The organism is Morganella sp. TYF_1, from assembly GCF_043105645.1.
GTDB lineage: Bacteria > Pseudomonadota > Gammaproteobacteria > Enterobacterales > Enterobacteriaceae > Morganella > Morganella morganii_B.
The window spans coordinates 30,133-44,250 of the sequence record NZ_JBICLU010000002.1 but is presented as its reverse complement, the minus strand read 5'-3'; the positions used below and the strand labels follow the sequence as shown (position 1 = coordinate 44,250).

The 14,118-nt window shown below is 50.6% G+C and carries 9 protein-coding genes and 1 pseudogene; all 10 read left to right on the top strand.

Annotated features, from left to right (window positions below; all coding sequences use genetic code 11):
- Positions 1 to 156: pseudogene (gene tuf, locus ACF8OF_RS00905) on the top strand (elongation factor Tu); the annotation flags it as partial.
- 274 nt (positions 157 to 430) lie between these two features.
- Positions 431 to 808 (top strand): preprotein translocase subunit SecE, encoded by a 378-nt coding sequence (secE, locus tag ACF8OF_RS00900; protein WP_025154592.1) that lies wholly within the window; start codon positions 431 to 433, stop codon positions 806 to 808.
- 10 nt (positions 809 to 818) lie between these two features.
- A complete protein-coding gene (gene nusG / locus ACF8OF_RS00895) occupies positions 819 to 1,364 on the top strand; it encodes a transcription termination/antitermination protein NusG (RefSeq protein ID WP_025154591.1) in 546 nt (181 codons plus the stop codon).
- 149 nt (positions 1,365 to 1,513) lie between these two features.
- Complete coding sequence (gene rplK, locus ACF8OF_RS00890; RefSeq protein ID WP_004238484.1) at positions 1,514 to 1,942, top strand: 50S ribosomal protein L11; 429 nt, start codon at positions 1,514 to 1,516, stop codon at positions 1,940 to 1,942.
- Positions 1,943 to 1,945: 3 nt separating this feature from the next.
- Positions 1,946 to 2,647, top strand: a complete 702-nt coding sequence (gene rplA / locus ACF8OF_RS00885; RefSeq protein ID WP_025154590.1) for a 50S ribosomal protein L1 — start codon at positions 1,946 to 1,948, stop codon at positions 2,645 to 2,647.
- Positions 2,648 to 2,968: 321 nt separating this feature from the next.
- Entirely contained in the window at positions 2,969 to 3,466 is a 498-nt protein-coding gene (rplJ, locus tag ACF8OF_RS00880) for a 50S ribosomal protein L10 (protein WP_004242307.1), read from the top strand.
- A 66-nt stretch (positions 3,467 to 3,532) separates the two neighbouring features.
- Positions 3,533 to 3,898 (top strand): 50S ribosomal protein L7/L12, encoded by a 366-nt coding sequence (gene rplL / locus ACF8OF_RS00875; protein WP_004242306.1) that lies wholly within the window; start codon positions 3,533 to 3,535, stop codon positions 3,896 to 3,898.
- A gap of 348 nt (positions 3,899 to 4,246) precedes the next feature.
- Complete coding sequence (gene rpoB / locus ACF8OF_RS00870; RefSeq protein ID WP_279800449.1) at positions 4,247 to 8,275, top strand: DNA-directed RNA polymerase subunit beta; 4,029 nt, start codon at positions 4,247 to 4,249, stop codon at positions 8,273 to 8,275.
- Between the two features lie 108 nt (positions 8,276 to 8,383).
- Complete coding sequence (gene rpoC, locus ACF8OF_RS00865; protein WP_025154588.1) at positions 8,384 to 12,610, top strand: DNA-directed RNA polymerase subunit beta'; 4,227 nt, start codon at positions 8,384 to 8,386, stop codon at positions 12,608 to 12,610.
- Positions 12,611 to 12,694: 84 nt separating this feature from the next.
- Positions 12,695 to 14,008: a polysaccharide deacetylase family protein gene (locus ACF8OF_RS00860; RefSeq protein ID WP_262861620.1), complete on the top strand. Its 1,314-nt coding sequence runs from the start codon at positions 12,695 to 12,697 to the stop codon at positions 14,006 to 14,008.
- Positions 14,009 to 14,118 lie beyond the last annotated feature (110 nt).

Sequence of the window (14,118 nt, the reverse complement as noted above, 5' to 3'; positions counted from 1 at the left end):
CTGCCGGAAGGCGTTGAAATGGTAATGCCGGGCGACAACATCAAAATGATCGTCACCCTGATCCACCCAATCGCGATGGACGATGGTCTGCGTTTCGCAATCCGTGAAGGCGGTCGTACCGTTGGCGCGGGTGTTGTAGCGAAAGTAATGGGTTAATTACGGATGTAATAATCCTAAAAAGGGCATCATTTGATGCCCTTTTTCTGCGTTGTTTTATGAAGAACCTATCTCATCACTAGTTGATCATCAACTACTGGTGAGATAGGCTCTCACGCAACGAATGGTGAGTATCTCGAAGAATACGAAACTCATGCTGGATTATGACGCCAAGTCAGATACAATTGCATCTGTCCCTAATTTTGGTCTGATTTGTTTTGCAACAGCGAGGCAGTCCGGCTGACTTTTTTATTTCATGGTTACAGGTTGGTTTATGAGTGCGAATAGCGAAGCTCAACAAAACGGCCGTGGTGCTGACATTGCCAAATGGTTAGTGGTCGCAGTTCTGCTGATCGCCGCCATCGGCGGGAACTACTACTTCCGCGAATTTAATCTTGCGCTGCGTGCGCTGGCAGTTGTTGTCGTCATCGCATTAGCCGGTGGTATTGCACTGTGGACAACGAAAGGCAGAGCGACACTGACTTTTGCCCGCGAAGCACGGGTTGAAATGCGTAAAGTGATCTGGCCTACACGTCAGGAAACACTGCATACAACACTGATCGTTGCGGCAGTCACAGCGGTTATGTCGTTAGTGTTATGGGGCCTTGATGGTATCCTTGTCCGTCTTGTTTCCTATATAACATCCTTCTGAGGTTCTAAAGATGTCGGATTCTCCTAAAAAACGTTGGTATGTCATCCAGGCTTTCTCCGGATTCGAGAGCCGGGTTGCGCAGTCTCTGCGTGAACATATCAAAATCAACGGGATGGAAGATTCATTTGGCGAAGTCATGGTGCCAACGGAAGAAGTCGTCGAGATCCGCAGCGGTCAGCGCCGCAAAAGTGAGCGCAAATTCTTCCCGGGCTATGTCCTGGTCCAGATGGTGATGAACGATGCATCCTGGCATCTGGTGCGTAACGTACCGCGTGTAATGGGATTCATCGGCGGAACATCCGATCGTCCTGCACCGATCAGCGATAAAGAAGTTGATGCGATTATGAACCGCCTGCAGCAGGTGGGTGATAAGCCGCGTCCGAAAACGCTGTTCGAACCGGGCGAAATGGTCCGTGTTTCCGATGGTCCGTTTGCAGACTTTAATGGTGTTGTTGAAGAAGTCGACTACGAGAAGAGCCGCCTGAAGGTATCAGTCTCTATTTTTGGTCGTGCAACACCGGTCGAACTGGATTTCAGTCAGGTCGAAAAACCGTAACGGTTTTTTTTCCGGGCTTGCAAAGGGCGGGAAATTTATCTACAATTTCGCGCCTTTTGTTTTTCAGGGGTTCGCGTTTTTTACGCGGGCCTGTATTCATAGGGGAGCCGGGATAACCGGCGCTATTACCCATATTGAGGATTTTTTAAATGGCTAAGAAAGTACAAGCCTATATCAAACTGCAGGTTGCAGCTGGTATGGCAAACCCAAGTCCGCCGGTTGGTCCTGCACTGGGTCAGCAGGGTGTGAACATCATGGAATTCTGTAAAGCGTTTAACGCCAAAACAGACAGCATGGAAAAAGGTTTACCAATCCCGGTTGTTATCACCGTTTATGCTGACCGTTCTTTCACTTTCATCACTAAAACTCCGCCAGCGGCAGTTTTACTGAAGAAAGCTGCAGGTCTGAAATCTGGTTCCGGCAAACCGAACAAAGAGAAAGTAGGTAAAATTACTTCTGCTCAGGTTCGTGAGATTGCTGAGACTAAAGCAGCGGATATGACTGGTGCCGATGTAGAAGCTATGATGCGTTCTATCGAAGGTACTGCTCGTTCCATGGGCCTGGTAGTGGAGGGTTAATCGATGGCTAAACTGACCAAGCGCATGCGCAATATCCGTGAAAAAGTTGATGCGACCAAACTGTACGACATCAATGAAGCCGTAGCCCTGCTGAAAGAATTAGCGACTGCTAAATTCGTTGAAAGCGTTGACGTTGCCGTTAACCTGGGTATCGATGCACGTAAATCTGATCAAAACGTTCGCGGTGCAACTGTACTGCCAAACGGTACCGGTCGTTCTGTCCGTGTCGCTGTGTTCGCACAGGGCGCTAACGCTGAAGCTGCTAAAGCTGCCGGCGCAGAACTGGTTGGTATGGAAGACTTGGCTGACAAAATCAAAGCCGGCGAAATGGACTTCGACGTTGTTATCGCATCTCCGGATGCAATGCGCGTTGTTGGCCAATTAGGTCAGATCTTAGGCCCGCGCGGCCTGATGCCAAACCCGAAAGTAGGTACTGTAACGCCTAACGTTGCTGAAGCTGTGAACAACGCTAAAGCCGGTCAGGTTCGTTACCGTAACGACAAAAACGGGATCATCCACACCACTATCGGTAAAGTAGATTTCGACACTGATAAACTGAAAGAAAACCTGGAAGCTCTGCTGGTTGCGCTGAAAAAAGCAAAACCATCTTCAGCGAAAGGCGTGTACATCAAGAAAGTCAGCCTGTCTACCACCATGGGTGCGGGTGTTGCAATCGACCAGTCTGGTCTGACTGCTGCTGCTTAATATCTGCGGATAGTAAGCGCTTTACATTGGGGTCAGGTTTCTGTAGAATCTGACGCCCAATGTTTGCTGTATTTGATTTAGTGAAATTATCACGGAATCAGGCACAGCCCAGAATTTCGGTTGGAGCCCGGCCTTTTCCGGGCCCCGTCCAAGACCGCAGGTGTAAGTGATTACTTAATTTTCCTGCGTAGACGGTGACAGAGCCACAAGAATTTTATTCGAGTATTCTGCTCACCGTGTTTTAGCGCTCTCCACCTTCCGGTGCTGAGTGAAGTGAGTTCCGGGGTTGTATTACCCGGCTAAACCAGGAGCAAGAAGCTAATGGCATTAAATCTTCAAGACAAACAAGCGATTGTTGCTGAAGTCAGCGAAGTTGCCAAAGGTGCGCTGTCTGCAGTTGTCGCGGATTCCCGTGGTGTGACTGTAGATAAAATGACCGGTCTGCGTAAAGCATGTCGTGAAGCTGGCGTTACTGTACGTGTAGTACGTAACACCCTGCTGCGTCGTGCTGTTGAAGGTACCTCTTCTGAGTGCCTGAAAGACGTATTCGTCGGTCCTACCTTGATTGCATTTTCTCATGAACACCCGGGCGCTGCTGCTCGTCTGTTCAAAGAATTCGCGAAAGCGAACCCTGCATTCGAGATTAAAGCCGCAGCCTTTGAAGGTGAGTTAATTGCAGCGAAAGATATCGATCGCTTAGCAACACTCCCGACTTACGAAGAAGCAATCGCGCGCCTGATGGCAACCATGAAAGAAGCCTCTGCAGGCAAACTGGTTCGCACTCTGGCAGCGTTACGCGATCAGAAAGAAGCTGCTTAATTGCCCTTTCTTTTCTTCGTTGCTTTTTAACGTATAAACTTATTCTGAATTTTAGGAACATATCGTATGTCTATCACTAAAGAACAAATCCTGGACGCAGTTGCTGAAATGTCTGTAATGGACGTTGTTGAACTGATCACCATGATGGAAGAAAAATTCGGCGTTTCTGCTGCTGCTGCTGTAGCAGTTGCTGCGGGCCCTGCTGAAGCTGCTGAAGAGAAAACTGAGTTCGACGTTATTCTGAAAGCTGCAGGCGCTAACAAAGTTGCAGTAATCAAAGCTGTTCGCGGCGCAACTGGTCTGGGCCTGAAAGAAGCTAAAGACTTAGTTGAAAGCGCACCTGCTGCACTGAAAGAAGGTGTGAGCAAAGATGAAGCTGAAACTCTGAAAAAATCTCTGGAAGAAGCTGGCGCGGAAGTTGAAGTTAAATAAGCCACTTTTTGCAGTAGCAGCCTGAAAATGGCTGATGGCTGGTGACTTATTGGTCACCAGCCTTTTTGCGCTAATGCGCATGCGTGTGTTTTCGGGGTAACAGTTGTGTTATCTGACACCCGCAAACTCTCCGAATACTTTTTGCTATTGACGACTTAATATACTGTGTTTATGACTGCGATTCGCTCGGGTAGCTCGGTAGTCAGCAGCGCAATGAAATGATTTAAGAGTAATAGCAATGGGTATTAACAGAAAATGTTCAATTTTCTGTCCAAATTAGATAGTTGTAGCGACTGTCCGTCCGATACGGGCAGGCCGGGTCACTGATCAAGCGAGCTGAGGAACCCTATGGTTTACTCCTATACCGAGAAGAAACGTATTCGTAAGGATTTTGGTAAACGTCCGCAAGTGCTGGATGTACCGTATCTCCTTTCTATCCAGCTGGATTCATTCCAGAAATTCATTGAACTCGATCCGGACGGTCAGAACGGCCTGGAAGCCGCGTTCCGTTCCGTTTTCCCGATTCAGAGCTACAGTGGTAATGCTGAACTGCAATATGTCAGTTTCCGTCTGGGTGAGCCGGTATTTGACGTTAAAGAATGTCAGATCCGCGGCGTAACCTTTTCCGCACCGCTGCGCGTAAAACTGCGCCTGGTTGTTTACGAGCGTGAAGCACCGGAAGGCACAGTTAAAGATATTAAAGAACAGGAAGTTTACATGGGCGAGATTCCGCTCATGACTGAAAACGGAACGTTCGTTATCAACGGTACTGAGCGTGTTATCGTTTCTCAGTTACACCGCAGCCCGGGCGTGTTCTTTGACAGTGACAAAGGTAAAACGCACTCTTCCGGTAAAGTGCTGTATAACGCACGTATCATTCCTTACCGTGGTTCATGGCTGGATTTCGAATTCGATCCGAAAGACAACTTATTTGTCCGTATTGACCGCCGCCGTAAATTACCGGCATCGATCATTCTGCGTGCGATGAATTTCAGCACCGAAGACATTCTGAACCTGTTCTTCGAAAAAACCACCTTTGAAATCCGCAACAATAAACTGACCATGACCCTCATTCCTGAGCGTCTGCGTGGTGAAACCGCATCCTTCGATATCGAAGCGAACGGTAAAGTTTATGTTGAGAAAGGTCGTCGTATCACTGCCCGTCATATCCGCCAGCTGGAAAAAGACGAAGTTAACCAGATTGAAGTGCCTGTTGAATATATCGCAGGTAAAGTGGTTGCGCGTGATTACATCGATGAAGCGACCGGCGAATTAATCTGTGCGGCGAACATGGAAATGTCACTGGATCTGCTGGCGCGTCTGAGCCAGTCCGGTCACAAAACCATTGAAACCCTGTTCACCAACGACCTGGATCACGGCGCCTACATGTCAGAAACCCTGCGTGTGGATCCGACCAACGATCGTTTAAGCGCACTGGTAGAAATCTACCGCATGATGCGCCCTGGTGAGCCGCCAACCCGCGAAGCTGCTGAAAACCTGTTCGAGAACCTGTTCTTCTCTGAAGATCGTTATGATCTGTCTGCGGTCGGCCGCATGAAGTTCAACCGTTCACTGGGTCGTGATGACTCTGACGGTACCGGGATCCTGAGCCAGCAGGACATTACTGATGTCATGAAGAAACTGATCGACATCCGTAACGGCCGCGGTGAAGTGGATGATATCGACCACTTAGGTAACCGTCGTATCCGTTCTGTCGGTGAAATGGCAGAGAACCAGTTCCGTGTCGGTCTGGTCCGTGTTGAGCGTGCGGTGAAAGAGCGTCTGTCACTGGGTGATCTGGATAACCTGATGCCTCAGGATATGATTAACGCCAAGCCGATTTCTGCTGCGGTTAAAGAGTTCTTCGGTTCCAGCCAGCTGTCCCAGTTTATGGACCAGAACAACCCGCTGTCAGAAATTACGCACAAACGCCGTATCTCAGCATTAGGCCCGGGCGGTCTGACCCGTGAGCGTGCCGGCTTCGAAGTACGAGACGTTCACCCGACTCACTACGGTCGCGTATGTCCTATCGAGACCCCTGAAGGTCCGAACATCGGTCTGATCAACTCCTTATCTGTTTATGCACAGACTAACGAATATGGTTTCCTGGAAACCCCGTACCGTTTAGTGCGTGACGATGTTGTTACCGATGAAATTCATTATCTGTCTGCAATCGAAGAAGGTAACTTCATCATTGCACAGGCAAACACCGTGTTAGATGACGAAGGTCACTTCGTTGATGAACTGATTACCTGCCGTAACAAAGGTGAATCCAGCTTATTCAGCCGTGATCAGGTTCAGTATATGGACGTTTCCACCCAGCAGGTGGTTTCTGTCGGTGCATCCCTGATCCCGTTCCTGGAACACGATGACGCCAACCGTGCATTGATGGGTGCGAACATGCAACGTCAGGCGGTTCCGACTCTGCGCGCTGACAAGCCGCTGGTTGGTACCGGTATGGAACGTGCGGTAGCGGTTGACTCCGGTGTTACAGCCGTAGCCAGACGCGGCGGTACTGTTCAGTACGTTGACGCATCACGTATCGTTATCAAGGTAAATGAAGATGAAATGTATGCCGGCGAAGCGGGCATCGACATCTACAGCCTGACCAAATATACCCGTTCTAACCAGAACACCTGTATCAACCAGACTCCTTGTGTATCGCTGGGCGAGCCGGTTGAACGCGGTGACGTGCTGGCTGATGGTCCGTCAACTGACCTCGGCGAACTGGCACTGGGTCAGAACATGCGCGTGGCATTTATGCCATGGAACGGTTACAACTTCGAAGACTCCATCCTCGTGTCCGAGCGTGTGGTTCAGGAAGACCGTTTCACCACTATCCACATCCAGGAACTGGCTTGTGTGTCCCGTGACACCAAACTGGGGCCGGAAGAGATCACCGCCGACATCCCTAACGTGGGTGAAGCTGCTCTCTCCAAACTGGATGAATCCGGTATCGTGTATATCGGTGCGGAAGTGAAAGGCGGCGACATTCTGGTCGGTAAAGTGACACCGAAAGGTGAAACACAGTTAACCCCGGAAGAGAAACTGCTGCGTGCTATCTTCGGTGAAAAAGCGTCAGACGTGAAAGATTCATCTCTGCGCGTACCGAACGGTGTTTCCGGTACGGTTATCGACGTCCAGGTCTTTACCCGCGATGGCGTGGAAAAAGACAAGCGTGCTCTCGAAATCGAAGAGATGCAGCTGCGTGACGCGAAGAAAGACCTGACCGAAGAGCTCCAGATTCTGGAAGCCGGTCTGTTCAGCCGTATCCGTTCTGTTCTGATCAACGGCGGTATGGAAGCGGACAAACTGGACAAACTGCCGCGCGAGCGCTGGCTGGAACTGGCTCTGACTGATGAAGAAAAACAGAATCAGTTAGAACAGCTGGCCGAGCAGTATGACGAACTGAAATCTGAGTTCGCCAAGAAACTGGAAGCGAAACGCCGCAAAATCACCCAGGGCGATGATCTGGCACCGGGCGTGCTGAAAATCGTTAAAGTGTATCTGGCTGTTAAACGTCAGATCCAGCCTGGTGATAAAATGGCGGGTCGTCACGGTAACAAAGGGGTTATCTCAAAAATTAACCCTATCGAAGATATGCCATACGATGAAAAAGGTAACCCTGTTGACATCGTACTGAACCCGCTGGGCGTACCATCGCGTATGAACATCGGTCAGATTCTGGAAACCCACCTGGGTATGGCTGCGAAAGGCATCGGTGACAAAATCAACCAGATGATCAAAGAGCAGCAGGAAATCGCGAAATTACGCGAATTCATCCAGAAAGCCTATGACCTGGGTAATGACCCGCGTCAGAAAGTGGATCTGAACACCTTCAGTGATGAAGAAGTTCTGCGTCTGGCGAACAACCTGAAAAAAGGTATGCCGACAGCAACACCGGTATTCGATGGTGCAAAAGAGCAGGAAATCAAAGCATTACTGACTCTGGGTGGCTTACCGACTTCTGGTCAGATCACACTGTTTGATGGTCGTACCGGCGAGCAGTTCGAGCGTCAGGTTACCGTCGGCTATATGTATATGCTGAAACTGAACCACCTGGTTGATGACAAGATGCATGCGCGTTCTACCGGTTCTTACAGCCTGGTTACCCAGCAGCCGCTGGGTGGTAAGGCGCAGTTCGGTGGTCAGCGCTTCGGGGAGATGGAAGTGTGGGCACTGGAAGCATACGGTGCCGCTTACACCCTCCAGGAGATGCTGACGGTGAAATCGGATGACGTTAACGGTCGTACGAAGATGTACAAAAACATCGTTGACGGCAGTCATCAGATGGAGCCGGGAATGCCGGAATCTTTCAACGTATTGCTGAAAGAAATCCGTTCCCTCGGTATCAATATCGAGCTGGAAGACGAGTAATTACCGTTGTGGCTGCCCGTGGTACACGGGCAGCACCAGTAAATCTGGTTTAAGGGACAAACAGACGACCGTTTGTCTCACAGGTCTAACTCCGACAGGAGCCATTTCGTGAAAGACTTATTAAAGTTTCTGAAAGCGCAAACCAAGACCGAAGAGTTTGATGCGATCAAAATTGGTCTGGCCTCACCTGACATGATTCGTTCATGGTCATTTGGTGAAGTGAAAAAGCCGGAAACCATTAACTACCGTACGTTCAAACCTGAGCGTGACGGGCTTTTCTGTGCGCGTATCTTCGGGCCGGTAAAAGATTACGAATGTTTGTGCGGTAAGTACAAACGTCTGAAACACCGTGGTGTGATTTGTGAGAAGTGTGGTGTTGAAGTGACTCAGACTAAAGTGCGCCGTGAGCGCATGGGTCACATCGAACTGGCATCACCGACCGCACACATCTGGTTCCTGAAATCACTGCCGTCCCGTATCGGCCTGCTGCTGGATATGCCGCTGCGTGATATCGAACGTGTTCTGTACTTTGAATCTTATGTTGTTGTTGAAGGCGGGATGACCAGCCTGGAACGCAGCCAGATCCTGACAGAAGAACAGTATCTCGACGCTCTGGAAGAGTTCGGTGATGAGTTCGACGCGAAAATGGGTGCGGAAGCCATCCAGGCATTGCTGAAAGCAATGGATCTGGAACAGGAAGTCGAAAACCTGCGCGAAGAACTGAATGAAACCAATTCAGAAACCAAACGTAAGAAACTGACCAAGCGTATCAAGCTGCTGGAAGCGTTCATTCAGTCCGGTAACAAACCGGAGTGGATGATCCTGACAGTGCTGCCGGTGTTACCACCGGATCTGCGTCCGTTAGTTCCGCTCGATGGTGGTCGTTTTGCGACATCAGATCTGAACGATCTGTACCGTCGTGTGATCAACCGTAACAACCGTCTGAAACGCCTGCTGGATCTGGCTGCACCTGACATCATCGTACGTAACGAAAAACGTATGCTGCAGGAAGCCGTGGATGCGCTGCTGGATAACGGCCGTCGTGGTCGTGCAATTACCGGCTCTAACAAGCGTCCGCTGAAATCGCTGGCAGACATGATCAAAGGTAAACAGGGTCGTTTCCGTCAGAACCTGCTCGGTAAGCGTGTTGACTATTCCGGTCGTTCTGTTATCACCGTAGGTCCGTACCTGCGTCTGCATCAGTGCGGTCTGCCTAAGAAAATGGCACTGGAACTGTTCAAACCGTTCATCTACGGTAAGCTGGAACTGCGTGGTCTTGCTACCACCATCAAAGCTGCCAAGAAAATGGTTGAGCGCGAAGAAGCGGTCGTATGGGATATCCTGGATGAAGTTATCCGTGAGCACCCGGTTCTCCTGAACCGTGCACCGACACTTCACCGTCTGGGTATTCAGGCGTTTGAACCTATCCTTATCGAAGGTAAAGCTATCCAGCTGCACCCGCTCGTTTGTGCGGCATATAACGCCGACTTCGATGGTGACCAGATGGCGGTTCACGTCCCTCTGACCCTGGAAGCGCAGCTCGAAGCCCGTGCCCTGATGATGTCCACCAACAACATCCTGTCACCGGCAAGCGGCGATCCGATTATCGTACCTTCTCAGGACGTTGTTCTGGGCCTGTACTACATGACCCGTGACTGTGTTAACGCCAAAGGCGAAGGCATGGTACTGAACGGTTCAACCGAAGCTGAGCGTGTATACCGCGCCGGTCATGCGTCTCTGCATGCCCGTGTGAAAGTCCGTATCACTGAAGAAGTGAAAGACGGCGAAGGTAATGTCACCAAGCGTACCAGCATGATTGATACCACTGTCGGCCGTGCCATCTTATGGCGTATCGTTCCGCGTGGTCTGCCTTACTCACTGGTTAACCAGCCGCTGGGTAAAAAAGCAATCTCCAAAATGCTGAACACCTGTTACCGTATTCTGGGTCTGAAGCCGACCGTTATCTTTGCTGACCAGATCATGTACACCGGTTTTGCCTACGCTGCCCGTTCAGGTGCATCTGTTGGTATCGATGACATGGTTATTCCGGAGAAAAAAGCCGGGATCATCGCGGAAGCGGAAGCGGAAGTGGCCGAAATCCAGGAGCAGTTCCAGTCTGGTCTGGTTACCGCCGGCGAACGTTATAACAAAGTTATCGATATCTGGGCCGCAGCCAACGAACGTGTTGCCAAGGCGATGATGGAAAACCTGTCTGTTGAAACCGTGGTTAACCGTGACGGCGAAGAAGAACAGCAGGTTTCTTTCAACAGTATCTTTATGATGGCCGACTCCGGTGCGCGTGGTTCTGCCGCACAGATTCGTCAGCTGGCCGGTATGCGTGGTCTGATGGCGAAACCGGATGGTTCCATCATCGAAACGCCAATCACCGCGAACTTCCGTGAAGGTCTTGACGTACTCCAGTACTTCATCTCAACCCACGGTGCGCGTAAAGGTCTGGCGGATACCGCACTGAAAACAGCAAACTCCGGTTACCTGACCCGTCGTCTGGTTGACGTGGCACAAGACCTCGTCATCACTGAAGATGACTGTGGTACGCACGAAGGTATCGTCATGACCCCGGTTATCGAGGGTGGTGATGTTAAAGAACCTCTGCGTGACCGCGTATTAGGCCGTGTGGCTGCTGAAGACATTCTGAAGCCGGGTACTGCGGATATTCTTATCCCGCGTAACACCCTGCTGCACGAAAAACAGTGTGACCTGTTAGAAGAAAACTCTGTCGACAGCGTGAAAGTACGTTCCGTTGTAAGTTGTGAAACTGACTTCGGTGTCTGTGCGAAATGCTACGGTCGTGACCTGGCGCGTGGTCACATCATCAACGCCGGTGAGGCGGTGGGTGTTATCGCGGCACAGTCAATCGGTGAACCGGGTACACAGCTGACGATGCGTACGTTCCACATCGGTGGTGCGGCATCCCGTGCTGCTGCGGAATCGAGCATTCAGGTCCGTAACAAAGGTACAGTGAAACTGTTCAACGCGAAGCTTATCGGTAACACTGCCGGTAAACTGGTGGTGACTTCACGTAACACTGAACTGCGTCTGATCGATGAATTCGGCCGTACCAAAGAAAGCTATAAAGTGCCTTACGGTGCTCAGCTTTCCAAAGGTGACGGTGAAGCCGTCAACGGCGGTGAAACGGTCGCTAACTGGGATCCGCATACCATGCCGGTCGTCAGTGAAGTATCCGGTGTTATCCGCTTCACAGATATGCACGATGGTCAGACCATCACCCGTCAGACTGATGAATTAACCGGTCTGTCCTCACTGGTTGTTCTGGATTCTGCAGAACGTACCACCAGTGCGAAAGAAATGCGTCCGGCACTGAAAATTGTTGATGCACAGGGTAACGATGTTCTGATCCCGAACACGGATATGCCTGCCGCTTACTTCCTGCCGGGTAAAGCGATTGTTCAGCTGGATGATGGTGTTACCATCAACGCCGGTGACACGCTGGCACGTATCCCGCAGGAATCTGTCGGTACCAAGGATATTACCGGTGGTCTGCCGCGCGTTGCGGATCTGTTCGAAGCGCGTCGTCCGAAAGAGCCTGCGATCCTGGCTGAAATCAGCGGTATCATCTCGTTCGGTAAAGAGACCAAAGGTAAGCGTCGTCTGGTGATCACACCAATCGACGGCAGCGATCCGTATGAAGAGATGATTCCGAAATGGCGTCAGCTCAACGTGTTCGAAGGCGAAATGGTTGAACGTGGTGACGTCGTATCCGATGGTCCGGAATCACCGCACGATATCCTGCGTCTGCGCGGCGTGAATGCGGTTGCCCGTTATATCGCGAACGAAGTCCAGGAAGTTTACCGCTTACAGGGCGTTAAGATTAACGATAAACACATCGAAGTTATCGTTCGTCAGATGCTGCGTAAAGTCACCATCACCTCTGCGGGAAGCTCTGAGTTCCTCGAAGGTGAGCAGGTTGAATATGCACGCGTGAAAGTGGCAAACCGTCTGCTGGAGCAGGAAGGTAAAATTCCTGCAACCTTCGAACGTGATCTGCTGGGTATCACCAAAGCGTCTCTGGCAACAGAGTCCTTTATCTCTGCGGCATCGTTCCAGGAGACCACCCGCGTTCTGACCGAGGCGGCCGTTGCGGGTAAACGCGACGAACTGCGCGGTCTGAAAGAGAACGTCATTGTGGGTCGCCTGATCCCGGCCGGTACCGGTTTCGCGTACCACCAGGATCGTATCCGCCGCCGTCATCTGGCAGAAACTGCCGATGCAGCACCACAGCCGGTCAGCGCTGATGAAGCAACAGCTAACTTAGCTGAGCTTCTGAACGCGGGCTTCGGTGGCAGCAAAGAGTAAGTGATACAGCAATGTAACTGACTGAACAGCCCTCCTTTTTAAGGAGGGCTTTTTTGTGCAGAACAGCAAGCAAACGGGCATATTATGCGCAACGTATTGTTTATTTTTATGATTTTATTTTCTGTCGCCGGTATCAGCCGGGCGGCGGAAGCCCCTTCCGATTCACAGGAATGGTTACTGAAAGATGAATCGCCGGTACTGATTCAGGTAAAAGAACCGCAGGTGATTTTCGCACCGGTCGCCGGTGTGATGCAGGGGGTTGCGGAACTGAACCCGTCACACGGTTTTTATATTTATCCGATGAAAGGGGAATTCCGTGAGTTACAGTTTGGCAATGACCGCGGTTTTATCAGCAGCGAACATCTGTCAGATAAAAAACCCAAAGTCGTGCCGCCGCTGGACACACTGAATGAACTCAATAATCCGATTTATGATTATCTGATAACCATCCGTAACACCAATGTATTTGGCACGCCGGATGAATCGAAATCCCCGGTTGCCACTCTGTTTGGTGATCTGCGTTATCCGGTGCTGGCTAAAATGGTCAGGGAAAACCGGGAGGGTGAAAAAATTGTCTGGCTGACTATCCGCCTGGCAGACAGACTGGCGTACATCCGTTTATCGGATGTGGAGCTGGATAAAGGGATCCCGATCCTGACGTATCACCATATCCTGAAAGACAGTGAAAACAGGAATTTCCGTCATACCTCGACCACCACATCCGTTGAGGCCTTTAAGGCACAGATGGATTATCTGAAGCAGGCCGGTTACCGGACGATTTCCCTTGATGACGTGGCCGGTTATCTGGCGAAGGAAAATAACCTGCCGGGCAAAGTGGTGGCGCTGACGTTCGACGATGGCCTGAAATCGGTTTACCGCTATGCTTATCCGATCCTGAAGCAGAATGATCAGAAAGCCACCCTGTTTGTGATTTCCTCGCGGGTGAAATCAAAACCGCAGAAATGGGCACCGGACGGATTACAATTTATGTGCTGGCCGGAACTGATGCAGTCACGGGATGTGTTTGATATTCAGTCACATACCCACTTTTTGCACCGTCTGGATAACCGCAAAAACCCGATTATTTTCAGCCGCAAAGAACATACACTCCTGCTGGATTACCAGCGTTCACAGCGCGTACTGGCAAAACTGAATCCGGAACAGCATTATCTGGCTTATCCTTTCGGGGCATATAATCAGGATGCGATGGATGCCGCACAGCAGGCGGGTATGACGATGGCTGTCACCACCATTCAGGGGAAAGTCCGCCTCGGCGATAACCCGTATGCGCTGAAACGTCTGTATGCACTGCGTACCGACCCGATTGAGAAATTTGCCACCATGATTGGCAACAGTGGTCCGGAAGTGGTGAATAAAGATATTGTTGTTGACCGATAGCATGATTTTTCTATAACGACTCACGGCCTGATACTCACGATTATCGGGCCGTTTTTTTGCGGGATAGCGCGCTTTTTGCTCGACAGTAACGAAATAATTTAAATCTTAAT

Coding starts and splice junctions, on each gene's coding strand:
- rpoB (WP_279800449.1), top strand. CDS start 4,247: ATGGTTTACTCCTATACCGAGAAGAAACGTATTCGTAAGGATTTTGGT.
- ACF8OF_RS00860 (WP_262861620.1), top strand. CDS start 12,695: ATGCGCAACGTATTGTTTATTTTTATGATTTTATTTTCTGTCGCCGGT.
- secE (WP_025154592.1), top strand. CDS start 431: ATGAGTGCGAATAGCGAAGCTCAACAAAACGGCCGTGGTGCTGACATT.
- rplL (WP_004242306.1), top strand. CDS start 3,533: ATGTCTATCACTAAAGAACAAATCCTGGACGCAGTTGCTGAAATGTCT.
- rplA (WP_025154590.1), top strand. CDS start 1,946: ATGGCTAAACTGACCAAGCGCATGCGCAATATCCGTGAAAAAGTTGAT.
- nusG (WP_025154591.1), top strand. CDS start 819: ATGTCGGATTCTCCTAAAAAACGTTGGTATGTCATCCAGGCTTTCTCC.
- rplJ (WP_004242307.1), top strand. CDS start 2,969: ATGGCATTAAATCTTCAAGACAAACAAGCGATTGTTGCTGAAGTCAGC.
- rplK (WP_004238484.1), top strand. CDS start 1,514: ATGGCTAAGAAAGTACAAGCCTATATCAAACTGCAGGTTGCAGCTGGT.